Source organism: Aquabacterium sp., assembly GCF_016234775.1.
Taxonomy (GTDB): domain Bacteria; phylum Pseudomonadota; class Gammaproteobacteria; order Burkholderiales; family Burkholderiaceae_C; genus Aquabacterium.
This window is the reverse complement of the sequence record NZ_JACRAH010000019.1, coordinates 20,130-43,465: the sequence shown is the minus strand read 5'-3', so window position 1 is coordinate 43,465 and position 23,336 is coordinate 20,130. Positions and strand designations below refer to the sequence as shown.

The 23,336-nt window shown below is 63.1% G+C and carries 23 protein-coding genes; 7 read left to right on the top strand and 16 right to left on the bottom strand.

Translation table 11 applies throughout. From position 1 onward, the window contains the following. The 10 genes from cas1c to HY836_RS05700 form a co-directional block, all read right to left on the bottom strand. Positions 1-1,041: a type I-C CRISPR-associated endonuclease Cas1c gene (gene cas1c / locus HY836_RS05745; protein ID WP_290674455.1), complete on the bottom strand. Its 1,041-nt coding sequence runs from the start codon at positions 1,039-1,041 to the stop codon at positions 1-3. 3 nt (positions 1,042-1,044) lie between these two features. After that, positions 1,045-1,677, bottom strand: coding sequence for a CRISPR-associated protein Cas4 (cas4, locus tag HY836_RS05740; protein WP_290674453.1), 633 nt, complete (start codon positions 1,675-1,677; stop codon positions 1,045-1,047). Between the two features lie 33 nt (positions 1,678-1,710). Beyond that, positions 1,711-2,604 carry a type I-C CRISPR-associated protein Cas7/Csd2 gene (gene cas7c, locus HY836_RS05735; RefSeq protein ID WP_290674451.1) on the bottom strand — a complete coding sequence of 298 codons (894 nt, stop codon included), beginning with the start codon at positions 2,602-2,604 and terminating at the stop codon, positions 1,711-1,713. Next, on the bottom strand, positions 2,601-4,439 hold the full coding sequence (cas8c, locus tag HY836_RS05730; protein WP_290674449.1) for a type I-C CRISPR-associated protein Cas8c/Csd1: 1,839 nt from the start codon (positions 4,437-4,439) through the stop codon (positions 2,601-2,603). The genes cas7c and cas8c overlap by 4 nt, the downstream gene beginning before the upstream one ends. Then, complete coding sequence (gene cas5c, locus HY836_RS05725; protein WP_290674447.1) at positions 4,436-5,110, bottom strand: type I-C CRISPR-associated protein Cas5c; 675 nt, start codon at positions 5,108-5,110, stop codon at positions 4,436-4,438. The genes cas8c and cas5c overlap by 4 nt, the downstream gene beginning before the upstream one ends. 47 nt (positions 5,111-5,157) lie before the next feature. After that, the gene (locus HY836_RS05720) at positions 5,158-7,446 is read right to left on the bottom strand and encodes a CRISPR-associated endonuclease Cas3'' (RefSeq protein ID WP_290674445.1); all 2,289 of its coding nucleotides are present in this window, start codon (positions 7,444-7,446) and stop codon (positions 5,158-5,160) included. Positions 7,447-7,487: 41 nt separating this feature from the next. Next, a complete protein-coding gene (locus tag HY836_RS05715) occupies positions 7,488-7,703 on the bottom strand; it encodes a UPF0175 family protein (RefSeq protein ID WP_290674444.1) in 216 nt (71 codons plus the stop codon). Between the two features lie 72 nt (positions 7,704-7,775). After that, on the bottom strand, positions 7,776-8,420 hold the full coding sequence (locus tag HY836_RS05710; protein ID WP_290674443.1) for a DsbA family oxidoreductase: 645 nt from the start codon (positions 8,418-8,420) through the stop codon (positions 7,776-7,778). A gap of 5 nt (positions 8,421-8,425) precedes the next feature. Next, positions 8,426-9,109 carry a ribulose-phosphate 3-epimerase gene (gene rpe, locus HY836_RS05705; RefSeq protein ID WP_290674442.1) on the bottom strand — a complete coding sequence of 228 codons (684 nt, stop codon included), beginning with the start codon at positions 9,107-9,109 and terminating at the stop codon, positions 8,426-8,428. Positions 9,110-9,189: 80 nt separating this feature from the next. Beyond that, the gene (locus HY836_RS05700) at positions 9,190-9,621 is read right to left on the bottom strand and encodes a hypothetical protein (RefSeq protein ID WP_290674441.1); all 432 of its coding nucleotides are present in this window, start codon (positions 9,619-9,621) and stop codon (positions 9,190-9,192) included. Positions 9,622-9,690: 69 nt separating this feature from the next. Between HY836_RS05700 and HY836_RS05695 the strand changes: the two genes are divergently transcribed. Continuing rightward, positions 9,691-10,284, top strand: a complete 594-nt coding sequence (locus tag HY836_RS05695; RefSeq protein ID WP_290674439.1) for a Crp/Fnr family transcriptional regulator — start codon at positions 9,691-9,693, stop codon at positions 10,282-10,284. Positions 10,285-10,382: 98 nt separating this feature from the next. Then, positions 10,383-11,096, top strand: coding sequence for an START domain-containing protein (locus HY836_RS05690; protein ID WP_290674437.1), 714 nt, complete (start codon positions 10,383-10,385; stop codon positions 11,094-11,096). Between the two features lie 30 nt (positions 11,097-11,126). On the opposite strand, the gene HY836_RS05685 is transcribed toward HY836_RS05690, so the two are convergent. Together HY836_RS05685 and HY836_RS05680 are read right to left on the bottom strand one after the other, a co-directional pair. Then, a complete protein-coding gene (locus tag HY836_RS05685) occupies positions 11,127-12,425 on the bottom strand; it encodes a glycerate kinase (RefSeq protein WP_290674435.1) in 1,299 nt (432 codons plus the stop codon). After that, positions 12,422-13,384, bottom strand: a complete 963-nt coding sequence (locus tag HY836_RS05680; RefSeq protein WP_290674433.1) for a D-2-hydroxyacid dehydrogenase — start codon at positions 13,382-13,384, stop codon at positions 12,422-12,424. The genes HY836_RS05685 and HY836_RS05680 overlap by 4 nt, the downstream gene beginning before the upstream one ends. Before the next feature lie 230 nt (positions 13,385-13,614). Here HY836_RS05680 and HY836_RS05675 point away from each other — a divergent pair, with 230 nt between their 5' ends. Further along, positions 13,615-13,896 carry a DUF427 domain-containing protein gene (locus HY836_RS05675; protein WP_290674432.1) on the top strand — a complete coding sequence of 94 codons (282 nt, stop codon included), beginning with the start codon at positions 13,615-13,617 and terminating at the stop codon, positions 13,894-13,896. Positions 13,897-13,900: 4 nt separating this feature from the next. On the opposite strand, the gene HY836_RS05670 is transcribed toward HY836_RS05675, so the two are convergent. Both HY836_RS05670 and HY836_RS05665 read right to left on the bottom strand, forming a co-directional pair. Continuing rightward, positions 13,901-14,497, bottom strand: a complete 597-nt coding sequence (locus tag HY836_RS05670; protein ID WP_290674430.1) for a transglutaminase family protein — start codon at positions 14,495-14,497, stop codon at positions 13,901-13,903. A 56-nt stretch (positions 14,498-14,553) separates the two neighbouring features. Next, positions 14,554-16,314 (bottom strand): alkaline phosphatase D family protein, encoded by a 1,761-nt coding sequence (locus HY836_RS05665; RefSeq protein ID WP_290674428.1) that lies wholly within the window; start codon positions 16,312-16,314, stop codon positions 14,554-14,556. Between the two features lie 126 nt (positions 16,315-16,440). Between HY836_RS05665 and apaG the strand changes: the two genes are divergently transcribed. Further along, positions 16,441-16,815 (top strand): Co2+/Mg2+ efflux protein ApaG, encoded by a 375-nt coding sequence (gene apaG / locus HY836_RS05660; RefSeq protein WP_290674426.1) that lies wholly within the window; start codon positions 16,441-16,443, stop codon positions 16,813-16,815. A gap of 95 nt (positions 16,816-16,910) precedes the next feature. Here apaG and HY836_RS05655 read toward each other — a convergent pair whose 3' ends face one another. Next, complete coding sequence (locus HY836_RS05655; protein WP_290674424.1) at positions 16,911-17,048, bottom strand: hypothetical protein; 138 nt, start codon at positions 17,046-17,048, stop codon at positions 16,911-16,913. On the opposite strand from HY836_RS05655, the gene HY836_RS05650 reads away from it, so the two are divergent. From HY836_RS05650 to HY836_RS05640, 3 genes are all read left to right on the top strand, one after another. Further along, positions 17,047-18,306: an MltA domain-containing protein gene (locus HY836_RS05650; RefSeq protein ID WP_290674422.1), complete on the top strand. Its 1,260-nt coding sequence runs from the start codon at positions 17,047-17,049 to the stop codon at positions 18,304-18,306. The genes HY836_RS05655 and HY836_RS05650 overlap by 2 nt on opposite strands. A gap of 108 nt (positions 18,307-18,414) precedes the next feature. Next, the gene (locus HY836_RS05645; protein ID WP_290674420.1) at positions 18,415-21,801 is read left to right on the top strand and encodes an MHYT domain-containing protein; all 3,387 of its coding nucleotides are present in this window, start codon (positions 18,415-18,417) and stop codon (positions 21,799-21,801) included. Next, a complete protein-coding gene (locus HY836_RS05640) occupies positions 21,788-22,846 on the top strand; it encodes a two-component system response regulator (protein WP_290674418.1) in 1,059 nt (352 codons plus the stop codon). The genes HY836_RS05645 and HY836_RS05640 overlap by 14 nt, the downstream gene beginning before the upstream one ends. Here the strand turns inward: HY836_RS05640 and cynS are convergent. After that, positions 22,840-23,283: a cyanase gene (gene cynS, locus HY836_RS05635; RefSeq protein ID WP_290674416.1), complete on the bottom strand. Its 444-nt coding sequence runs from the start codon at positions 23,281-23,283 to the stop codon at positions 22,840-22,842. The two genes, HY836_RS05640 and cynS, sit on opposite strands and share 7 nt — an antisense overlap. Between the last annotated feature and the right edge of the window lie 53 nt (positions 23,284-23,336).

The window sequence follows — 23,336 nt, the reverse complement described above, 5'->3', positions numbered from 1 at the left end:
TCACTTCCACAAAAACGGCGGATAGCCATCAATGTCGCCACGCAGGTGCCTGGCCATCAACTGCGCCTGAAGAAATGGGAACAGCCCGATGGGTGCCTTCTCATCTAGGAAGACGTGTCGAAGCTCTTCGCGCTTGCGCTCCTGATAGGCGGTCAGCACGACCTTGCGCGAGTCTTCCTTCAACAGCACGGCCCCGTTGTCCATGGTCTGGAAGTCCTTGGATGTGAGCTGCTTCAAATTGATGAGCGACAGCGCCAACCTGTCCGCCAGCAGGGGCCGGAACTCTTCCAGCAGATCCAGCGCCAGGCTGGGGCGCCCTGGGCGGTCGCGGTGCAGGAAGCCCACCGAGGGATCCAGCCCCACGCTTTCCAAGGCCGATCTGCAGTCATGCGTGATCAAGGTGTACAGGAAGGACAGCAAGGCATTGACCGCATCCATCGGCGGCCTGCGGCTGCGCCCTTTGAAACGCATGGCGGTCTCGTTGCTGCGGATCAGGTGGTCAAACACACCAAAGTAGCTCTGTGCTGCCTCGCCTTCCAGCCCGCGCAGCACGTCGAGTGTGGTTTCGCTCTGCACCTTGTCCATGATGCGATCCAGGCGTTTGTGCGCGTGAGTGAGCGCTGCCTTGTCATCGTCTGTGAGCTTGTCGGCATGGTCCCGCAAGCCTCGCCCCAGAACCGCCCGCTGGTTGTGCAGCTTGCCCACCAGGATGTTCTGCACGATCTGCGCACAGCGGGTGGGGTCATCCGTGCGGCGGTATTGCTCTCGCCGCAACAACACATTGCCCGATACGGGCCCTTCAACCCTGGCCTGAAATCGCCCATGCATCGACAGATAAGACACGGTGATGCCTTGCTCTGCGCAATAGCCCATCAAGGGTGGCGACACCATCACACGCCCGAGGCAAACAAGCCCCTCCAACATGTGAACAGGCAAGCGCGCACGGGTTTCGCCGTCCACGTCCATGACGATGTTGGCGCCGTCCTTGTGCAACCAGGCACCTTCGGTCGTCACGTATAAGGTGTTGAGTTGCCGCCGCATGGCTCATTCGCCTTTCAGTTGCGCACGCAACCAGTGCTGCACAGATTCGCCCCTGTGGAGCAAGCGCGGCTGACACAGGTCGAGCAGGGAACAGTTGTCGCAGAGCTTGGCCGAGTACGTGGCCGAAGGCGTATGGCCGCTTGCCACCATGGCCCGTGTGGCTTCGATGGTCTCGCAAGTTAAGGCCCGCAAGGCCACATCGAAGAGCACCACGGTGCGTCTGCGCGTTTCACCATAGTACAGCGCCCCTTCGGGGATCTGGCAGCTCAACATGTGCTCCAGGCACAAGGCCTGGGCACACAGTTGCACTTCGTCGGCTTGATGCGCCTTGGGCCGCCCGCGCTTGTATTCCACTGGGTAAGGGCGCTCTGCGGCGTCGTCCCCCATATGGAACTCGACCACATCGGCCACCCCTGTGATTCCCAACAGCGGCTGGGCCAGGGGCATGGCCGTGACGGTGCGAACGCCTTTACGGTGCTCCATCTTGGGCTTGTCGGCTTTGTCGTGAAGCAAGCGACCTTCAGCGGTGTGCTGGCTTTCTGCCCACAACTGCTCTACATGGATCAGCGCGCATTGCCTGGGGCAATACAGGTAATGCTGCAAGGCTGACAGGGGGATCAGTGCATCGTCATCCATGCCCATATTCCCCCTTGCCGCTTCACACCTTGATCACAGCAGTTCGTGCAGGGTGACGCCCGACGGCAGCGCATCGCGCTTGACCGACACCTTGTAGTCAGTGAATGCACGCGCCGGGCCATCCGCCTCGGTCGTTAGCCGATCCACCTCAACCAACTCGAAGAGCTTGTGAGCCGGGGCGTTGCCCATGGCGCTTTCGTGCTCGAACACGAAGAGCTTGCGGGATGCCATCTCGCCACGCGCTGCCGAGCGGTCGTGCTCGAACATGTTGACGAGCGATTGCCACAGCAGGCTCAGGTCACTGTCAGAAAAGCCTGTGCGCTCGGCCAGCTTGGCCGACACAAAGCCATGTACGCGGTACAGGCCATAGGGGATGATGTGCTTGCGGCCCATCGTGCGGTTGTCGCCGCTTTGGTCATCAGCTTCTTTTTGCGTGGTCACGGCCATGCGGGTGATGGACACCTCGATGGGCACGACCGGGTCAATGGATGTGGCGAAAGCCAGTTGCACGGGCCCACGCACCTGACCAGCATTCACGCCCGTGGTCATGACAGCGCCAAACGCGCGGATGTCAAAGAAGTTGCTGCACATCCAGGCGGTCAGCTCACGCGCCTTGGCCTCGTCTTTGGGCAGCTTCTTGAGTTCGTCTGCTGTCTCCTTTTCCAGGCCCACAGCCTTGCGCCCGATGGCGTGCTGGTTGTTCAACACGGCCTTTTCCTGCATGTAGATCGCGAAGCCTGCGTTGTCGCCTTTGTCCAGCGTCACGTAGTTGCGGATCTTACGTTTGAGGCACACGTCCGTCACGAGGCCCTTGTTGGTTTCGGGATCCAGGCGCGGCAGGTTGCCCGCATCCGGGTCGCCATTGGGGTTGCCATTGGTGACGTCAAACAGAAAGACGAATTCGTGGCGGTGTGTGATCGCGCTCATTGGGCGCCTCCTTGCTTGTGGGTGTCGTTGCTGCCGTTCGAGGTGGCATCAGCCTTGTCTGCCCTCTGGAAACGAGCCTGAGCCTGGTGGTAGTAGCCAATCGCAAACCGGCCTTGGTCCTGCATGCCCAGGTGCTTGGGGAACTCGCCGGGCAGCTTGTCGATGACCTCCTGGATGTCGCGCTCGATGTTGATGGCGGCACCGGGCTTGTCTTTGCGGATGCGGCTCATGTGGTTCTGCGTGTTGCGCAGCAAGAACGGGAAGACCAGGGCAGGTGTGGCCGATGCCGAGCCGTAGTAACGGTCACGGATGGTGGCGTTGACCTGGCTGCCCAGTGCCAGGCGCTGGGCGCCTTCAAGCACCGCGAACAATCGCCCGAGCAGGTAGCCCGAGTTGGTGGAATGCACATCAAGACTCACAGGAACCTCCTTGTCTGGAACATTGGAATGGGACAGCCGCAGATCGCGGTTCAGCACCGCCTTGCACAGTGCCGCCCGCACGCCGCTGATGTCGCCGTCAGAACGCATGCGCATGACGACATTGGTCAGCAGGCTTTGGGGGTAGCGGCCACCGGTCAGGATGGCGCGCATCAGCTCACCGGCGAGCAGGGGCGGTACGTCGTCAGCCTTGGCTTTGGGCGGGTCGCCACGCGAGGGTGCTGTGGCCAGCGTCAAGCGCCAGACGCTGGGAGCGGTCTTCCACGGTGAGGGCTCCAGATTCAGATCCTGGGCGTGCTGGCGCAGGCGTTGAACCAGATCCCCCAAGGTGTCGCACAACCAGTAGCGGATAGACAAGCGTGATGCATTGGGTGCCAGGCCCAGCACGAACATGCGAGTGCCTTCGTCCAACTTGGGGTCCAGCTCGGCCAGCGGGCAACCTTTGGCCACGATCTCCATGGCATGGCGGATCTTCTCGGCTTCCTGCCCCTCGTCGCTTTTGCTGTCGGGGTTCAACAGCATGGCAAGCAGGTCTTCGTTGCTTTGGGCCTGCTCCGGATCTTGTGCTTCAGCCCAGAACACCACCGAGGCGTCTCCCACCGATAGGCGTTGGCGATTGTGTGGGTCACGCCGCAGCAAGTGGTTGAGCACCGTCGTGTAGGCGAAGGCAGCTTGCTCCGACACGGGGGCGTTGTCGCCCTGGCTCTTGCCGTAGGAGTTGAATGCCTCCAGGTTGAACGAGACGATGGACGCGCCAGAGCTTTGCGCCCCATTCACGCCTTTAATGGCCGGGTGCAAGCGAGCCACGTCGGCCAGCTCGCCCGAGACCAGGCAGCGCTGTGTGCTGGATGCCGACGCGCTAGCCTCTGCCGCCGGGCCCAACAGCCGCGCACGCACAGTTTGGGCTGCTGGGCGTTGATGCAGGTACTGTCGTTCGCCATCCAGCTTGAAGATGACGTTGGTGTCCAGCATGTCTGCCGTGAAGGGGGCAGAGGCGAAGCGTTCGGGCGTCCACTTGCTCAGGAACTTCAACAAGGCCATCAGCCCGGGGTCTGTGTCGCCGGCCAGGGCTTGGGCGTGAAAGGCTTTGAAAGCCTCGTGCTCTTCTGCCGTGCGTTTGCTGCTGGCGCTGACGCCCAGCACGTAGCTGGTCTTGTCCCACAAGAAGTTCGACTTGATGCCCGATGTGCGCTTTTCTGGCTGTGGCACGCTCATGCTTTGGGGCACGGGCTTCTTGCCGCTGGTGTCCAGCAGCGACTGCACATCCACCGGGTCGCCATCGGCTGTCAGCACGATGGCATAGCTGATCTTCTCGGGGCTGTAGCCGTAGGGAGACAGCCCGGGCTCGTCGCGCTCGATCAGCCGCTGGTATTGGTGCGCAAGGGCTTCGAGGATCATGACTTCACCTCGTCGCTGTGCCAGGGCGGCACGTCGATGACGCCATCTTGCATGTGAGCACGGAAGAAGCGCGGGGTGTTGCCCTGGTCAAAGTCGATGTCGTGCAGCATCCAGCCCAGGTCACGTGCGCCGGTCAATGCGGCATCGGCCTGCGGCATGGGCTCGTCGCCCTCCACCAGGCTGAAATGCGCCGGGAACTCACGCACGCCAAAACAGGGCATCTGGAAGCACTGGCCCTTGCGTGCGCGGCGGTTGAAGATGTCTAGGTGTTTGCCCACTGAATCATCTTCGCCCGCCTTGAGCGTGAGTTCAAAGTGAGCCTCAATCACATAGGCCACATCGCGCAAGACGGTGGCGGCGCGTTGCTGGCGGTCTTCATCGACCAGGAGCCACAAGCCATCGGTGGTGCCTGCCTTCATGGCCTTGGTCACTGCACCCGGTGGCAGTTTGCTGCCGACCTCATTGCGGCGGATGGACTCAAAGCGGATGGGCTTGAGCACATGGATGCGGTCGATGTGCCAGCGGATGGCCGGTTTCCAGTGGATGGCATCGAGGATGCCCCGCGCAGCGGATGGTGTCATTGCGTCGTAAGAAACGCGCTCGACTTTCATCTCGGGGCGTGTGAAGCACGCACGATCACCCCAGACATGCAAACGAATGCCAAATGCCACATGGCCTCCCTTGAATTTTTATGCCACGCGAATGATGGTAAAGGACTTCAGATCACCAAGGCTGAAGAAGCGATGAAAACGGGGTTGTCCCATGACAAACCTACATCACGCTCATACAAGCTCTCATTGGCCAAGACCATGAACTGATCACCCCACTTTTCCGGACGGACCGCCCCGATGGCACCCGCCTTGCGCAAGGCCTCAAAGCCGTGCCTGGGCACCTGCACCAGATACCGCTGCAGGCGGCGGCTGATGCCTTGCAGGCCGTCTACGAATTGCAGGTCACGGATGGCATCCCTGGCCTCATCGTCAAATGGAATGATCACCGGCATCTGCACGCTGTCGATCATTTTGAATTTCTCAGCCAGAGTATCCATGGGCAGACTTTGAATCTTGGCGCCCTTGAGCAACCCAAGTAGTCCCCAGTAGTCCAGTGCATTGCCCCCCTTCTGCCAATAGAGCTGCTTGAAGTAGCGCTCGATGGCCACTGGGTCCAGCGGGTCGCCTTGGTGGTTCCTCAACACCTCGCGGGTCACGTCGGCAAACTGGCGCAGTTCAGGCGGGGCCTTCCAGTCTTCGTTGGCATTGGCAAAGATGCGCACTTCACTGTCCTTCGCAGCCCAGCGACCCTCGCGGTTGCAGCGCCCTGCGGCTTGGGCGATGGAATCAAGCCCCGCTTCGGCCCGGTAGACCGTGGGGAAAGCAACGTCTACGCCCGCCTCAATCAACGCTGTGGACACCAACCGGCAAGGCTGCCCTTGCTTCAAGGCTTCTCGCGCGGTGGCCAGTACCTGGCTGCGGTGCGCCGCGCACATGAGGGTGGTCAGGTGGTAGGTACCGCTCAGGTCAGCCATGCCCTGGTACAAGGCCCGCGCATGGCGGCGGTTGTTGACGATGCACAGCACCTGTTCGCGCTCGCGCAACTGGCTCAGCAAGTCCGCGTCGTCCAGCGCACCGACGTGCTTGACCGTGACGCGCTTGAGTTGCTCGAAGAGCTTGGCAGGCTCGGGCGCCAGCTCACGCACGTTTTCAAGGCCGCCTTCAAAGCCTTCGACGCCCGCTGCCACATCGGGTGCCTTCAACGCGGGTTGGGTGGCCGTGCACAGCACCACGCTGCTGCGGTAGTTGCGCGCCAGTTCATCCAAGGCGGCCACGCAGGGGCGCAGCACCTTCAACGGCATGGTTTGCGCTTCATCCAGGATCACCACGCTGTTGGCGATGTGGTGCAGCTTGCGGCATTTGGATGGGCGGTCTGCAAATAAGCTCTCAAAGAACTGCACCGCCGTGGTGACGATGATGGGTGCACCCCAGTTCTCCATGGCCAGGCGCACCTTGTCCCGGGCTTCTTTGCTGTCGCGCGGGTCATCCGCAAAGGCGCTGTGGTGCTCCAGCACGGCGGATTCGCCCCAAGGGCCGAGCGCCTGACGGAACACCGCAGCGTTTTGCTCCACGATGCTGGTGAAGGGGATCACGAAGATCACCCGCTGTTGGCCGTGGCGGATGGCGTGGTCCAGCGCAAAGGCCAGCGAGGCCAAGGTCTTGCCGCCACCTGTGGGCACGGTGAGCGAGAACAGGCCAGGCCTCAAGTCGGCCTGAGCGCGTACATGCTGGAGGATCTCGGCGCGGATCTGGTTGACCGGCTTGTCTGCGCGAAACCCGACCAGGTGCAGATCCAGCGCGGCCTTCAGGTCGGTCAGCGTGGGCCCGGTGCCAGATTCAGGCCGCAACGTGGGGCGGCCTTCCACGCAGTTGTAGAAGGCTTCCGTGTCCAGAAAGTCGGCGTCCACCAAGCATGAGAACAGCATGCGCACCAGAAAAGCCATCTGGAACATGCCTCGCTCGGGGTGGGGCTTGATGAAGCTGGGCATGGGCAAGGCCGCAGGCACTGGCAGTTCGTCTTGCCATTGCGGATGCAGCTTCGGCAACTCCGCAGCCAGGCGCTCTTGCAGGCTGGTGCGACGGCCTTCGCCATTGCCGTTCGCCAAGCCTGCGTGGTGCCCGGCAATGGCGTAGGCCAGCAGGTAGCCCAAGGACGGGTAGCGTTCCAATGCGATGCGGGCGCCCCAGGTCGAATGATCGACTTTTTCGGGGCTGCCCTTCAATCTGGATTGAAACTCATTCGTGTACTTGCCCAAGTCATGCAAGAGCCCTGCACAAGCGGCCAGTTGCTCGCCGCCAAAGGCTTGGGCGAAGCCTGCGGCCAAATCGCCTACGGCCATGAGGTGTTCAGAGAGGCCTTGCCAAGACGAAGGGGGGCGCCCTTCTACCGAGTGTGCGAAGTAGGCGAAATGACCCGACTCTTTCGACGTCGTGTGCAGCGTTGGATGATCCGGCACTGGCGCTTCCTGATAGCTGTTTGGCTACATTCTTGCGGATCTCACTGCCTGTTCCGGGTGAATGCCTCAACTTCTGCCGCAATCTCCTCTGGCGTCGTCCTCAAAACGGCGATCTGCTCCTGGTGCAAGACGGCCAGGAACTCCGCCCGAGACATCTCCGCCATGTGCGCAGCGCAGCCCAGCGAAACAAGTTCAGCATCAAAGAGCCGAATTGCTTCTTGAAGCTTGGGATCGTAGCGATGTGAGGCTTCACTCATTCACGTCTCCAATGCCTGTGTGATGCTGGAATGAAGTGCTTCGGGCTACTGGTGTTTTTCGGACCCTCACCCCTACGCCGCAATCTCCCGCAAGGCCCGCACGTAGTTGGCCACTGGCTGCCCGCCGGAGATCAGATGCCGCTGGTTGATCACCACAGCAGGCACAGAACGGATGCCCGCTTCGGCCACCATGGCTTCGGCTTCCTGCACCTCTTCGGTATAGCGTCCGTCGTTCAAAACGCCTTCGGCTTCGTTCAAATCCAGCCCGGCCTGGCCCACGCAGGCCAGCAGCACCGCGCGGTCGTCCATGGCCTGGCTGTCCGTGTGGCAGGCCTTGAGCAGCAACTGTTTGAGCAAGAGCTGCGGGGCCGTGCCTTGCAGGCCGGCCCAGTGCAGCAGCCGGTGGGCATGCAAGGTGTTGTAGATGCGGCCACGGCCGCCGCTGTGGAAGGCAAAGCCCACCTCGGCACCGCGCTGACGGATGGTGTCCCGAATCTGGGCTTGCTGTTCAGCCGTGCTGCCGTACTTCTGCGTCAGATGCTCGGTGATGTCCTGTCCGCCCGGCGGCATGTCGGGGTTCAGCTCGAAGGGCAGGAAGGTGAGTGTGGCGGTCACCTCGCCATTGAGCTCCTGCATGGCCTTGAGCAGGCCGTTGAGGCCGATCGCGCACCAGGGACAGGAGACGTCGGAGATGAAGTCGATGTGCAGCGTGCTCATGGGGGTCACTTCGCCAGCTCTTCCCGCATCGCGTCGATCACGGCCTTGTAGCTGGGCTGGCCAAAGATGGCGCTGCCGGCCACGAAGGTGTCCACACCGGCGTCGGCCACGCGGCGGATGTTGTCCACCTTGATGCCGCCATCGATTTCCAGGCGGATATCGCGGCCGGAGGCATCGATGATCTTGCGCACCTTCTCGGCCTTGCGCAGTGCGCTGTCGATGAAGCTCTGGCCACCGAAGCCGGGGTTCACGCTCATCAGCAGCACCACATCGACCTTGTCGATCACCCACTCCAGCACGTCAATGGGCATGGCCGGGTTGAACACCAGGCCAGCCTGGCAGCCTTCGGCCTTGATCAACTGCAGGGTGCGGTCCACGTGAGCGCTGGCATCGGGGTGGAAGGTGATGATGTCGGCACCGGACTTGGCAAAGGCCTGGGCCAGGGCGTCCACGGGCTGCACCATCAGGTGCACATCGATGGGCACCTTGGTGCCGTCGGCCTTGACCGAGTGCTTGCGCAGCGCCTGGCACACCATGGGCCCGAAGGTCAGGTTGGGCACGTAGTGGTTGTCCATCACGTCAAAGTGGATCCAGTCCGCGCCAGCGTCGATCACGTTGCGAACCTCTTCACCCAGGCGGGCGAAATCGGCGGACAGGATGCTGGGGGCGATGCGGAAGGTACGCGACATGAAGGGTGCCTTGTGTCAGTTGGTGGGCAGGGGCCAAGCCGTGATTCTATTGACTCCCGCCCGCCCCAGGCCAGGCAGGGTCAGCCCCAGGTCCAATGCGTGGCCGGGTAGAACAGATACTGCACCACAGCCAAGGTGAACCAGTACGGTATCTCCCAGGTTTCTGCCAGAGGCTGAATGCGCTTGAAGGCGCCCCAGGCATGCACGCCGGTATTGGCCAGGAAGATCATGATGTTCAGGTTGTAGAGCAGCGGCCACAAAGAGGGGTGATTCAACGCCATCAGGGTTGCCACAGACAAGGCGCAGGTGACCATGCCCAACGTGCGGCCGAAGTAGATGGCCAGGTGATCGTCCGGGGTCGAGGCCCAGCCCAGCATGCTGGCCCAGCGCAAGGGCCACAGCAACATGGGCAAGCCGAACAGCAGCAGGGCCGCCCACGCAAACCACATCAGACACGGGCCTGCGTGAGCCCCCCACATGCCCAGACCTGTGTCAAACAACGCCACGCTCATCTTCGCTTCCTCTTGAATGGTTGATAAATGCAGGCATCATCGGCATGGATTGAACGAGCGTCATTAACAATGGATAAGCAGGGATTGCATTGCGCCGCCGTGTTGCGTGCGCTGGCAGGTCAAGAGGTGGTGATGCCCACCGATACGCTGGCGCACGTTCGCATCGTGTCGCTGGTCAAAGACGACGTCTTGTTCGAGATGGGGCAGGCCCATCCTTATCTGTACGTGATCCGGCAAGGTTGCGTGAAGCTGATCTACCGCACCGCACAAGGCGACGAGTGGGTACAGGACTTCATGGCCGAAGGCGCCTTTTTCGGCAGCGTAACGGCCATGTCGCCTGGCGGTGTGTGCAGCTATGCCTGCGAAGCGATCGAGCCCTGCGAGCTGGAGCGCCTGGACTACGACTGGATCGAGCGCACCGCGCAAGCCGACCCGGTATGGCGCACGGCCTTGCTCAATGGCTGGAAGGATTACGCCATCCGCAAGGAGTGGCGTGAGCACGATCTGCTGACACTCAGCCCCGAGCAGCGCTACACGGCCTTCATGGCGCGGGATGGCGATCTGGCACGACGCGTACCGCAGAAAGACCTGGCCCGCTATTTGGGCATCACACCGGTTTCATTGAGCCGGATTCGATCACGCGCCTGTGCCGCGCGTGGGTGAGGCGGCCTGCCTCTGGCGGCACTAAATCACCGTCCCAGGCGGGGTGATTGGGGAAAACACGTGCAACCCACAGGCAGGGGGCAAGCGTTAATAAGGGCATGACACGCCCTGCCATCTTTTCGCTGTGGAAACAGGTCCTGCTGACCGTGGCCCTGCTGTTCCCACTGTGGGCCAAGGCCGATCAGTCTGTCTGGACACTGGCAGGTGACGATCAGGGCATTGCCATTTACACGCGCAAGCTGCCTGGCAACACCTATAAAGACTTCAAGGGCATGATGCAAATCGATGCCCCCATGAAGCAGGTGGTGGCCACACTGGCCGATGTGACCACCATGCACGAGTGGTTCTTTCTGCTGCGCGAGGCACGCTTCATTGCAGGCCCCAAGCCCGGCGAAACCTTTGTCTACATGGCCATCAACGGCATCTGGCCGGTTAGCGCCCGTGATGTGGTCGCGCAAGTGACAGTCAGGCAAGACCCGAACACGCATGTCATTCATGTGGACGTGCAAAGCCGCGGTGGCGTCCTGCCACCCCAAGCCGGCTATGTGCGCATGCCACGCATGATCTCGTCGTGGACGCTGCGCCCGCTGTCTCCCACCAAGACCGCCATCGAACTGGAAGGTCATGGCGACCCGGGCGGCATGATCCCCATGTCGCTGGCCAATATGGTGGTGACCACCGTGCCGCGCCAGTCCATGGAGAAGATGCGGGCCTATGTGATGCGCGCCAACTACACCGATCCGGAACAGTTGTATGCCCGCAGCCCACCCCTGCGTGATCTGGGCAAGCGGCTGGTGTTTCCTGAGTCCTGATGCTGATGCTGCGGTGATGCGCGGTGCCAGTCAGCTGATCAACACAGCGCGGAAATCATTCACATTGGTGAAGGTCGGCCCCGTCAGGATCTGATCACCCAAGGCCGCAAAGAAGCGCCCTGAATCGTGCGCTTGCAGCATGGCACGGGCATCGAGCCCCATCGCGTGCGCTCGCTGCAGGGTATCCGGCCCGATCAGCGCACCTGCGGCCTCGCTCATGCCATCGATGCCATCGGTGTCGGCCGCCAGCATCCAGATGCCTGATGCACCCTGCAGTGCCAGCGCCGCGCTGAGCAGCAGTTCCGAGCAACGCCCGCCACTGCCCTCAGCCACGGCCTGTTCATCCAGCGTGACGGTGGCCTCTCCGCCAGAAAGCAGCACGCAAGGCCCTTGAAAGGGCTGTTGATGACGCGCCACCTGCATGGCCAGGGCCGCATGCAACTTGCCCACGTCACGCGCCTCACCCTCCATCCGATCGCTCAGGATGTGCGCCTGCCATCCAGCTTCACGCGCCGTGCGTGCGGCGGCCTCCAGCATGTCCTGCGGTGTGGCGATGAGGTGGGCGCTGTGCCGCATGAAGGCCTCGTCGCCAGGCTTGAGGGATTCCAGCTCGCCCGCTGTCAGTTGCGCCATCACGGGCGGCGGCAAGGTCAGACCGTGCTGCGCGACGATGCGCAGGGTGTCTGCACAGCTCGTGGGATCGGGCACGGTGGGCCCGCTGGCGATGTCTTCCAGGCGATCACCCGGCACATCGGAGATGGCCAGCGTCAACAGCCTGGCCGGCCGGCACAGGCGCGCCAGACGGCCCCCCTTGATGGCCGACAGGTGGCGGCGCACGGTGTTCATCTCGGTGATACCGGCACCGCAACGCAGGAGTTGTCGATGCAGGTTCTGTTCGTCCTGCAGCGTCCAGCCCGGGATGGGCGCGGTAAGCAGCGCGGAGCCTCCGCCCGAGATCAGCGCGATCACCAGGTCATCCTCGGTCAAGCCCGCCAGCGCCCCCATGAGGTGCTGCGTGCCCAGGAGGCCCGCGCCATCGGGCACGGGATGGGCCGCCTCCACAACGGCAATGCGCTCAGGCCCTGATGCCTCACGCGGCGGTACATGGCCATAGCGCGTGATCACGACGCCACTGAGCGGCTTGTCAGCCGGCCAGCGTGCATCCAGTGCGCGGGCCATGGCACCCGAGGCTTTGCCCGCCCCGATCACCACGGTGCGCCCCTTGGGGGGATCAGGCAGATGGGCCGGCAAGACCAAGGCGGGCTGCGCACGCTGCACGGCCACCTCGTACAGGCGGCGCAGCAAAGCGGCTTCGCTGGCGTTGTTCATGCGGACGCCCCGCGCCGGGCCACGTGCTCGGCGATCAACTCGACCAGGCGGGCAGCCAGGCGTTGCTGAGCGGCTTCACTGGCCCAGGCCACATGCGGCGTCAGCAGCAGGTTGGGGATGTCTGGCGCCAGCAAGGGATGCGTGGCGGGTGGTGGCTCCACCTCCAGTACGTCAATGGCGGCTCCGGCCAACTTGTGTGCACGCAAGGCCTCGGCCAACGCGACAGAATCGAGCAAGGCACCCCGCCCGGTGTTGATCAGCACGGCATCAGGTTTCATCAGGGCCAGGCGACGTGCGTCGATCAGGCCGCGCGTGTCGGGCGTCAGCGGCACGTGCAGGCTCACGGCATCGCACTCGCTCAGCAAGGTGTCCAGCGGGCGCTCGTCCGGGGCCATGGGGCGCCCAGGGCGGTGCGCAAACAGCACCCGCATGCCCAGGCCCCGGGCCATGTGCGCCGTGGCCTGCCCGATGGCACCACGCCCCACCATGCCCAAGGTGGAGCCGGCTACGGGCTTGATGCGAGGCCCGTGCCAGCAGAAGTGCGGTGAGGCCGCCCAGCGCCCATCGACAGCGGCACGGCTGTAGTCATGCAAGTGATGCCGCAAGGCCAGCAAGGTGGCCATCACATGCTCGGCCACGGCATCGCTCCCATACCCAGGCACGTTGTGCACCGACATGCCCAGTTCGTTGGCTGCAGCCAGGTCCACGTTGTCCATGCCTGCTGCTGCAATGCAGATGCGCTGAAGCCTGGGGGCCTGGCTCAGCAGCTCTCGGCTCAAACGCACCTTGTTGACCACCACCACTTCGGCATCGACGATGCGTGTTTGCACCTCGGCGGGCGACGTGAATGGGTAAGCACGGTAATCGATCAGGGCAGACAAGCCCGCATCGAACGGCAAGCCGCATGGCAAGGTGCCTGCATCCAGAAACACAACCTGACAGACGAGGGACGGGCTCATGGACGGGCGCTCACTTGGCGTAGGCATACAAGGGCTGGCCCTTGTCCACCACATGCACAGTCGCGCCTCGCAGCGGGTAAGCCACCACCACGGCGGCGAGCCATTTTGAAGCGGAATGGATGCTCATGACGGCGCGCTCCTGCATGAAGAAATCTGGGGAACAACTGTACAAGAGGCCGCGCTGGAAAAATGCGATGATCGCCGCCTGAACAGGCAAGCAAGGAGCCCCCATGAAAGCCATCTGGAACGGCGTGACCGTTGCCGAAAGCGACGACATCGTCACCCTCGAAGGCAACCACTACTTCCCCGAGACCTCGCTCAAGCGTGAGTACACCACCTTCAGCAACCACCGCACCAGTTGCGTGTGGAAGGGCCAGGCCCACTACATGAGCCTGCTGGCCAATGGCGATATGAAGCCTGATGCGGTGTGGTTCTACCCTGAGCCCACGGAAGGTGCTCAGGAGATCAAAGGCCGCGTGGCGTTTGCGGCCGGGGTGGATATCGTCGAGTAAGGGCTCAAACGACCATGAGCAGGGGAATATCCGGCAGGTTGCGCCCCACCGCCCCGACGTCGTCATGGGCTTGCAGCGCCTGGATCACCAGCGGCAAAGGTTCAGCCCAGATTTCGGGCAGATCTCGTTCCTGGGCATCCTGCAAGGCAAAGGCGAGTGATTCGCGCGGCGGCGTGAACTGCGCATGGACGCCCGGCTTGTTGCCACGGGCATCCACGCGGTACCAACCAAACTCAGGCAGGTAGACGGCATTGAGGCCGTGCAGGCAATAGGGTGCACCGCCACCATCGCCCACCGACAAGCGCTGATAGCACAGGCCGGTTGGAACCCCATTGGCCCGCAGCAGCGCAGCCAGCAGGTGGCTCTTGGCGTAGCAATAGCCGGTTTGGTGCAGCAGAACGTCGGAGGCCTTGCAGGTGACCGGGTTCAGCTTGAAATCACCACTGTGCCGAATCTCGTCGCGCACGAACTCGAAGCAACGTTGAACGAGCGCCAGCGTTGACGAAGCGCCCTCCAGACCTTGCGCCACGTCGCGAGCTTGAGCGGCCACCAGCGGATGGTCAAAATCGATGTAGGCGCTGGAGGCAAGGTAGGCGTGCATGGTGAGGCAGGATTAAACACGCCCTTGTCACCCATGGCAACGCCCATTTCTTGTGGTCAATACCCGCTCGTGCTCTGCGCCATCAGCCAGGGCAGAGACATGTACTTGCGTTGCCGCGCCACACATTTGCGCGCCACGGCGGGGTCGTTCACGCTCTTGTCCACGGCGTAGGCCACCCACTCGGCATAGCTGTCGGTCAACTCCAGCGTGGAATAGCCTTGCTGGTTGCTGTTGAAGTACTGGATGTGCGGGTTGTTCAAGCGCACAGCCGGCGCGGCCAGGCCTTGCATCAACAGGGTGCGTTGCTGGGCGTCCAGCTTGCTGCCGATCATCTCGCCCAGATTGGACGACGTGATCGACGGGGTCATGAATTCAGCGCCCACCAGGTTGCCGAAGTCCAGCGGGTTGAGGCTGCCGTAGTCATGCTTGACGTTGCTGGCCATGTAGGTGTGCAGGTCGCCCGTGACCACCAGGTAGTTGCGTACCTTGGCTTCACGCAAGGCACCCGTCAGGGCGCGGCGCTCGGCGTTGAAGCCGTCCCAGGCATCCACGTTCAGTGGCGTGATCTGCGCGCCCAGGAAGGTGATGGACAAGCGCCCGAGGAAGGTCTGGTTGCCCATGAGCTTCCAGGTCGCCTTCGATTGCGTGAGCCCTTCAACCAACCAGTTGTGCTGCTTGCCACCCAGCAAGGTCTGCTCGGGGCTGTTGTACTTGGTGCAACCCAGTGGTACATAGCGTTGCAGGGCATCGCCTTCGCCGCAGGCATGGGCACTGCGGTAGCTGCGGTTCTCGATCATGAAGAGATCAAGGAAGCTGCCAAAGGCAAAGCGCCTGTACACCGTCAAGGCCTCGTGGGGGTGCGTGGCCAGCGGGTTGTAGGCCACACGGGCGGGTACGTATTCGGTCCAGGCACGCTGTGAGTCGAGCTTGAGTTGCTTGAGCAGCGCAGGGCTGTTGCCGTATTTCGGATCCTTGGTGTAGGGGTGGTCAGGCGCCCCCAGGGTGTCACGGGCATAGTCCCAATAGCTGTCATTGGCCGTTTCATGGTCATCGGGCACACAGATGAAGGTGTGCTTTTCCATGGCCGCCTGCAATTGGGGATCGCTGCGGTAACGTCGGTAGATGAAGCGGTAGTCCTGGAGATCCAGGGCCACGGTGCCGCCCGAGGGCAGGATCATGGTGCGATCGGCAAAAGGCAGGCTCTGGAAACGTGGGTCACCGGCGGTCTCGTAGATGAAGTCACCCAGGTGCAGCACGAAGTCCAGGCTGTCATCCTTGGCCACATGGCTCAAGGCACCGTAGTAGCCGTTGGTGTAATCCTGGCAGGTCAGCAGGCCGAACTTCAGGTGCTTGAGCGCGCTGCCAGCAGACGACAGGGTGCGGCAGCGGCCCGTGCGGCTGAGCGTGCGGTCGTAAATGAAGCGGTAAAAGTAAGGCCCCCCTGAATGAGTGGCAGGCAACTGGCCATCCAGGTCGATCTTGATCGTGTGGTCGCGTTCGGGGCTGATGTCCTGCGGTGCAATCTGCGCTTGCAGCAACATGGTCTGGAAGCCGGCATCCAGCGCCACCTGCAGGTAAAGCGGTTCATTGGGCCTGATGGCATCGGGGTTGAGGTGGGTCCACAGGATCACGCCCGTGAGGCTGGGATCGGCTGAAGACACGGACAGATCGAAGACACGGGCCGAATCGGTGCGCATGCCCGTGGTGTCCAGCGGCACATTGCCCAGACCCGACCAACTGGTGGCCTGAGCCTGCCAGGTCACCATCAAACCACCACTCAGGGCACCCAGCGCGGACAGAAAGCTACGACGATCCATACATCACTCCCGACAACAGACGCACAGTAAACAAGACAGTGCATGCTGCCGCCAATGGGTGACATCCCCATGACTTGCTGGGGTATCCGCCACGCATGTTGTCGTCATTTGCCTAGAATGGGCCGCATGAGCCAAGCCCAATTTTCGTGCGCCGTGGCGCCGCAGTACCTGGAAGACCAGAGCAACCCCGCGCGCCACGAATACGTGTTCGCCTACACGGTCACCATCGTCAACTCGGGCACCGTTGCGGCGCAGTTGATCGGTCGGCACTGGGTGATCACGGACGCCACCGGCAAGACCGAAGAGGTGCGCGGCCTGGGCGTGGTGGGCAACCAGCCCATGCTCAAGCCAGGCGAGCGCTTCGAATACACCAGCTGGACGCGCATGGACACCCCACATGGCATCATGCACGGCACTTACTTCTGCATGACTGAAGATGCACGCTGGTTCGAAGCCACCATACCGGCCTTCACCCTGGCGCGATCGCAGTCTCTGCACTGATGCCCTTGCTGCCGAGCCGATGACATCGGCTCAAACGTCAACCCTGTCGGCCTTGGCAAGCTTGTCTGGACCACGCCTGGGCATCACCCCTTGCGCTATGTGTTGCCACCTCGATCCACATCGCGATCATCCCTTGGCAGCTCACCTCGATGGCGCCCGGCAAACATCGTCCACCAGACCACGAACACCAGGACAGCCAAGGCGCCCACCGCTTCCAGCACAATCAACCACATGAGTTTCTGTCCGTTTCCGAATTGGCGTGTCGATGTGATGACACGCGGTCATGCCCGTGCCCTGATCACCGGACTGATTGTAGGCAGCCTCAGCGGCTGCGGCATGCTGCCCTGGGTTCACACCAGGGGCAGCGGTGCCCCCATTGTCTCCATTGCTCAGCCGCCCGCACCCGGTACCGTGCAGCCCCAACCCGATGGCGCTGGCGGCCTGCTGCGCCCCAAGGCCCACTGGATGCCCGCGCAATGGACCGATCTGCCCGGCTGGAACAACGACCGCATCAGCGACTGGTGGCCCGCCTTGTGGAAGAGCTGCCAGAAGCCCGCATCCGCCTGGACTCAGGTATGCGCCGAGGTCAAGAAGCTGGGCGCCAGTTGGGCGCAGCAGGTGGACGATGGCTTCGTGCGCCAGTGGGTGCAAAGCCAGTTGCAACCCTGGCGCGTGACCACACTGGAAGGCGGCAGCACCGGGCTGATGACGGGCTACTTCGAACCCCTGCTGGAAGGCCGACGCCAGCCCGATGCACGCTTTCAGTACCCGCTGCACCGCGCCCCGGCGGATCTGGGGCAGCGCAAGCCCTATTTCAGCCGCACGGAACTGGAGACCTCGCCCGATGGCAAGGCCGCCGTGGCGGGCCGTGAGGTGGTCTACCTGGCCGACCCGCTGGACGTGTTGCTGATCCAGGTTCAAGGCTCCGGCCGCGTCCGCCTGCTTGATGAACTCACGGCGCAAAACCAGCCACGCATCGTGCGCCTGGCCTTTGCCGGCCACAACGACCAGCCCTATCAATCCGTGGCCCGCTGGCTGGTGGACCAGGGCGCATTCTCGCTGGAGCAGGCCTCCTGGCCCGCGATTCGCAACTGGGCACAGGCCAACCCGGCCCGCATCCCGGAGATGATGCGCGCCAATCCCCGTGTGGTGTTCTTCCGCGAGGAGGCACTGACTGATCCGGAGTCGGGGCCGCTGGGCGCGCAGGGCGTGCCGCTCACGCCGGGACGCTCGGTGGCCGTGGACCGCGACAGCATTCCCCTGGGCACACCGATGTGGCTGGACTCCACCGTGCCTCAAGCCTGGTCGGCCATACCACCTGCACCGCAGCCCCTGCAAAGGCTGGTGATGGCACAGGACACCGGCGGCGCCATCATTGGCGCGGTACGGGCTGACTTCTTCTGGGGTTGGGGTGACGAGGCCCTGGCGCAGGCTGGGCGCACCAAACAGCCCTTGTCCGTCTGGGTGCTGTGGCCGCGAGCCAGGCTCTGAGCAGGCCATTTGGCGCGCCAAACTGCGCGCCAAATGGCTGTTTCATGAGGCGATAAGCGGGAGCCATCCCTGGCAAAGTGGGGCGTCACCATAGCGTGCGCGACGCCCATGCAACTGCTCTCCTCCTTCTTCGCCTGGGGACTGGACCCTGGCATGCTGCTGTACGGCAGCCATGACCCCTGGCTGGTCACCCTCGCCGTGGCCGTGGCGGTGTTTTCATCGACCATGGCCCTGCAGGCCGCCTCCCAGGCCAGCAACATGCCCACCCAGGGCATGCGCCACCTGACCTTGCTGGCCGGCGCCATGTCGCTGGGCGGCGGCGTGTGGGCGATGCACTTCATTGGCATGCTGTCGTTCAAGCTGTGCACGCCCGTGCATTACAACGGCCAGATCACTGCCTTGTCCATTCTGCCCAGCGTGGCGGCCTCATGGGTGGCACTGGACCTCCTGAGTCGCGAACGGGTATCACGCCTTCAACTCGCGCTGGGCGGGCTGTTGATGGGCGCCGGCATCGGTGCCATGCACTACATGGGCATGGCCGCACTGGAGATGGCCGCCGTCCTGCGCTATGACCCGTGGATGTTCGCACTGTCCATCGTGGTGGCCGTGGCGCTGGCCGTGCTGGCCTTGTGGGTGCGCTTCGGGGTGGAGGCGTCCACCATGGGCAAGCTGCCGGGCTTCGCAAAATCTCTGATCAGCGGCAGCGTCATGGGCGTGGCGATCTCCGGCATGCACTTCACCGGCATGGCGGCCGCGCGCTTCATCGGCAAGCCTCAACCCAATTTCAAGGATTCGCTGCAGGATCCCGTCACCATTGCGCTGTCGATCACATTGGTGTCCATGATCGCGACGGTGCTGGTGGCCGGCGCCACAGGCCTGTCGCGCTACCGCCAGCTGGTGGAGCGACTGCAAAAGAAGGGTGCTCGGCTGCGCGCCATTTCCAACTCCTCGCTGGACGGCATCATCGTGTTCGACAGCCACGGCATCGTCGAGGACTTCAACCCCGGTGCCCAACGCATCTACGGCTGGGAACCGCACGAGATCATCGGGCAAAGCGTGACCAGGCTGATGCCGCCAGCCGTGCGTGACCTGGCGGGTGACTTCCAGAGCTTCCTGGCACGCACGGCCGACTTCATGGACGAAGAGCGTGACACCGAGGGCTACCACCGCGACCAGCGCGTCATCCCCATCCGACTGGTGATCGCCCGCATGCCGATCGCCGGTTCGGAGCTGTACGTGGCTTTCGTGTCCGACATCACCGAGCGGATGCGCATGGCCCGCGAACTGCAGGACAGCGAAGAACAGTTCCGCACACTGATCGCCAACATCCCCGGCATCTCCTATCGCTGCCGCATGGAGCCGGGCTGGCCCATGGTGTTCATCAGCGATGCCGTGGAGCAGATCACCGGCTTCCCCGCGGGTGACTTTCTGGGGCCCATGGCCTCCATCCGCTTCGCCGATCTGGTGCCCGAAGAAGACGTCAGACACGTGGCATCCGTGGTGCGCGAATCGCTCTCCAGCAGCCGGCACTTCGTGCTGGAGTTCCAGCTGCGCCATCGCGATGGCAGCATGCGCTGGATGTGGGGCAACGGCAGCGTGGTGCGCAGCAAGGACAACAAGGTCGAGTGGATCGACGGCGTGCTGCTGGACATCACCGAACGGCGTCACATGGAGGAAGACCTGCGCCTGGCCAAGGAACGCGCCGAAGCCGCAGCGTCTGCCCGAAGCACCTTCCTGGCCAACATGAGCCACGAAATCCGCACCCCGATGAACGCCATCATCGGCTTCACCGACCTGGTGCTGTCGGGCGAGCTGCACGGCGAGCAACGCAAGCGCCTGGAGACGGTGCACAAATCGGCGCGCAGCCTGCTGCACCTGCTCAACGACATCCTCGACACCTCCAAGCTGGAGCACGGCGCCCTGGAGCTCGAAGAGCTCGACTTCTCGTTACCCGATCTGGTGGAGCAGCTGTGCGCAGAGCAATCCATACACGCCAGTCGCAAGCACCTCACGCTGCATTGCGAGATCGACAGCCAGGTAGGCGAGCACGTCAAGGGCGATCCGCACCGGCTGCGCCAGATCCTGCTCAACCTGGTGGGCAACGCCATCAAGTTCACGGAGAAGGGCAGCGTGACAGTGTCCGTCCAGCGTGAAGCCGAAGGCGTGCACTTCATGGTCAAGGACACCGGCATCGGCATCGCGCAGGACCGTCTGCCTCACATCTTCGATGCCTTCACGCAGGCCGACGCCTCCATGAGCCGCCGCTTTGGCGGCACGGGCCTGGGCACCACCATCAGCAAGCAACTGACCGAATTGATGCACGGCCGGATCTGGGCCACCAGTGAGCCCGGTCATGGCAGCGTCTTCCACGTGCTCATTCCCATGGCGCAGGGCGACGCAGACAACGCACGGCGCCTGACCAACTCCACGCAGGCCATGCGCCTGTCGCCCATGCGCATCCTCGCCGTGGACGATGTGGCCCAGAACCTCGAACTGCTCACACAGTTGCTCGGCCAGCAAGGCCATACCGTGGTGACGGCAAACAACGGCGAACAGGCGCTGGCTTGCGCTGGCGAAGCCAGTTTCGACATCATCCTGATGGACGTACAGATGCCCGTGATGGACGGCCTGACCGCCAGCCGCGAACTGCGCCAGCGAGAGATCAGCCAAGGCAAACACCGCACGCCGATGCTGGCCCTCTCTGCCAGTGTGCAGATGGAAGACCGGCACGCGGCCATTGAAGCGGGCATGGATGGCTTTGCCACCAAACCCATCGAGATGGCCGACTTGATGGCCGAGATGGCCCGCGTAACCGGTCAGGCCCTGCTGCCAGCACACGACGCCGCGCAGGCCCCCTTGGATGCCCAGGTCAACAACGCGATCATCGATCTGCAACGTGGCCTGCGCCGTTGGCAGGCCTGGGCGCCTTATGCACAGGCCCTGCAACGTTTTGCGCGCGAACAAACCGACTGGCTGGCCAGCCAGTCCCTGCTCAGCCCGCCCCAAGGTGAAGCGGCCTTCAAGGAAGCCCACCGCCTCAAGGGCGTAGCGGCCACGCTGGGCCTGGTTCAGCTTGAACAACGGGCGGCCGAGCTGGAATCCCTGGCGCGTGAGCGCACCGGTGCACTCACCGACACCAGCCAGCCGTGGCAAGCGCTGCTGGAGGCACTGAACGCCGCACTGAGCGAGATCACGCAACTGGCGGCACAACTGACGCCACCATCCGACGAGGCCAACGCACCCAAGGCGCCCGCCATGGCCCCGGACACCCTGCACCGCAAGCTCCAGCAATTGCAGACGGCCTTCCGCCGTGGCGAGTGCCTGGACAACATCCTGGAGGAGGTTCGTCAGGCCGCCCCCACCTATCTGGGCCACCACGACGTGCTGGCCCTGACGGAAGCGGTGGACCTGTTCGATTTCGACACCGCTGCTGCCTGCGCCGAGCGCATGGCCCACAGCCTGGCCAATATGGAGAGCCACGATGCCCCACTCTGACCGCGAAGTTCGCCCCTGCATCCTGATCGTGGACGACGAGCCCACCAACCTTCAGGTGCTGCGCCAGATCCTGCAGGATGACTACCGCCTGCTGTTCGCCCGCGATGGCCACAAGGCCCTGGAGCTGGCGGGCACCGAGAAGCCCCAGCTCATCTTGCTCGACGTGATGATGCCCGGCCTGACCGGCCACGACACCTGCAAGGCGCTCAAGCAGAACCCCGCCACCGCGCACATCCCGGTGATCTTCGTGACCGCCTTGTCCGATGTTGACGACGAGACCCGGGGCTTCGAGTTCGGTGCGGTGGACTACATCACCAAACCGGTGAGCCCGCCCATCGTCCGGGCGCGGGTGCGCAACCACCTGTCGCTGGTGCGCATAGATGAACTGCGTGAAAGCCGCATGCAGATCATCCAGCGCCTGGGGCTGGCCGCCGAATACAAGGACAACGAGACCGGCCTGCACGTGATCCGCATGAGCCACTATTCGCAGGTGATTGCGCTGGCCGCCGGCTGGACGCCAGCTTCGGCCGAAGAACTGCTGACAGCAGCCCCCATGCACGACATCGGCAAGATCGGCATCCCCGACAGCATCCTGCTCAAACCGGGCCCGCTCACGCCAGAAGAGTGGGCGGTGATGAAACGCCACCCCGTCATCGGCGCGGAGATCATCGGCGAGCACAGCTCGTCCCTGCTGCGTCTGGCGCGCCAGATCGCGCTGTGCCATCACGAAAAGTGGGACGGCTCAGGCTATCCGAATGGCCTCAAGGGCGAAGACATCCCCATTGAAGCCCGCATCGTGGCTGTGGCCGACGTGTTCGATGCGCTCACCACCGAACGCCCTTACAAGAAAGCCTGGACGGTGGAAGCCGCGCTGGAGGTGCTGCACAAGGATGCGGGCAAGCACTTCGACCCCAAGCTCGTGGTCTTGTTCGACAGCGTGCTGCCCCAGGTTCTGGAGATCAAGGAACGCTGGGCCGAGCACACCAAGGACAAGGCAGTGGCCGATCCCGTCCCGGTTGCATCGGCCACGCAGGCTGCTCAGTAAGTTTTGTAAGGCAGGAACTTGCCCGACATGACGATGCTGACGCGATCACCGGCCGCGTTGGGTTCACGCTGCAGATCCATCTTGAAATCGATGGCGCTCATGATGCCGTCGCCGAACTCTTCGTGGATCAGCGCCTTGAAGGTGGTGCCGTACACGCTGATCAGCTCGTAGAAGCGGTAGATCAGGGGGTCGGTGGGCACCGAGGTGGGCAAAGAGCCCTTGTAAGGCACCTCCTGCAGCCACAGACGGGCCTCATGGGGCAGCTCGAAGATGTCGCCGATGATGGCAGCCTGCTCGGCCGTCAAGGTCATCTGGCCCAGGCAAGCGGCGGTCACCCACTCCTTGCTCAGACCCACCTTGGTGGCCACATCGGCCCACTTCAGGCCTTTTTTGACCTTGGCCTGCACGATCAGGTCGGTCACGTCTTCTCGGTTCATGCTCAGCTCCGTTGGGTTGAATGGAGCTCAGTCATGAGCAAGGAGCGTACCGG

Excerpts from the sequence above, each read along its gene's own strand:
- cas1c (WP_290674455.1), bottom strand. The coding sequence starts at position 1,041 with ATGCGGCGGCAACTCAACACCTTATACGTGACGACCGAAGGTGCCTGG.
- cas4 (WP_290674453.1), bottom strand. The coding sequence starts at position 1,677 with ATGGATGACGATGCACTGATCCCCCTGTCAGCCTTGCAGCATTACCTG.
- cas7c (WP_290674451.1), bottom strand. The coding sequence starts at position 2,604 with ATGAGCGCGATCACACACCGCCACGAATTCGTCTTTCTGTTTGACGTC.
- cas8c (WP_290674449.1), bottom strand. The coding sequence starts at position 4,439 with ATGATCCTCGAAGCCCTTGCGCACCAATACCAGCGGCTGATCGAGCGC.
- HY836_RS05715 (WP_290674444.1), bottom strand. The coding sequence starts at position 7,703 with ATGAGTGAAGCCTCACATCGCTACGATCCCAAGCTTCAAGAAGCAATT.
- HY836_RS05710 (WP_290674443.1), bottom strand. The coding sequence starts at position 8,420 with ATGAGCACGCTGCACATCGACTTCATCTCCGACGTCTCCTGTCCCTGG.
- rpe (WP_290674442.1), bottom strand. The coding sequence starts at position 9,109 with ATGTCGCGTACCTTCCGCATCGCCCCCAGCATCCTGTCCGCCGATTTC.
- HY836_RS05700 (WP_290674441.1), bottom strand. The coding sequence starts at position 9,621 with ATGAGCGTGGCGTTGTTTGACACAGGTCTGGGCATGTGGGGGGCTCAC.
- HY836_RS05695 (WP_290674439.1), top strand. The coding sequence starts at position 9,691 with ATGGATAAGCAGGGATTGCATTGCGCCGCCGTGTTGCGTGCGCTGGCA.
- HY836_RS05690 (WP_290674437.1), top strand. The coding sequence starts at position 10,383 with ATGACACGCCCTGCCATCTTTTCGCTGTGGAAACAGGTCCTGCTGACC.
- HY836_RS05685 (WP_290674435.1), bottom strand. The coding sequence starts at position 12,425 with ATGAACAACGCCAGCGAAGCCGCTTTGCTGCGCCGCCTGTACGAGGTG.
- HY836_RS05680 (WP_290674433.1), bottom strand. The coding sequence starts at position 13,384 with ATGAGCCCGTCCCTCGTCTGTCAGGTTGTGTTTCTGGATGCAGGCACC.
- HY836_RS05675 (WP_290674432.1), top strand. The coding sequence starts at position 13,615 with ATGAAAGCCATCTGGAACGGCGTGACCGTTGCCGAAAGCGACGACATC.
- HY836_RS05670 (WP_290674430.1), bottom strand. The coding sequence starts at position 14,497 with ATGCACGCCTACCTTGCCTCCAGCGCCTACATCGATTTTGACCATCCG.
- HY836_RS05665 (WP_290674428.1), bottom strand. The coding sequence starts at position 16,314 with ATGGATCGTCGTAGCTTTCTGTCCGCGCTGGGTGCCCTGAGTGGTGGT.
- apaG (WP_290674426.1), top strand. The coding sequence starts at position 16,441 with ATGAGCCAAGCCCAATTTTCGTGCGCCGTGGCGCCGCAGTACCTGGAA.
- HY836_RS05650 (WP_290674422.1), top strand. The coding sequence starts at position 17,047 with ATGAGTTTCTGTCCGTTTCCGAATTGGCGTGTCGATGTGATGACACGC.
- HY836_RS05655 (WP_290674424.1), bottom strand. The coding sequence starts at position 17,048 with ATGTGGTTGATTGTGCTGGAAGCGGTGGGCGCCTTGGCTGTCCTGGTG.
- HY836_RS05645 (WP_290674420.1), top strand. The coding sequence starts at position 18,415 with ATGCAACTGCTCTCCTCCTTCTTCGCCTGGGGACTGGACCCTGGCATG.
- HY836_RS05640 (WP_290674418.1), top strand. The coding sequence starts at position 21,788 with ATGCCCCACTCTGACCGCGAAGTTCGCCCCTGCATCCTGATCGTGGAC.
- cynS (WP_290674416.1), bottom strand. The coding sequence starts at position 23,283 with ATGAACCGAGAAGACGTGACCGACCTGATCGTGCAGGCCAAGGTCAAA.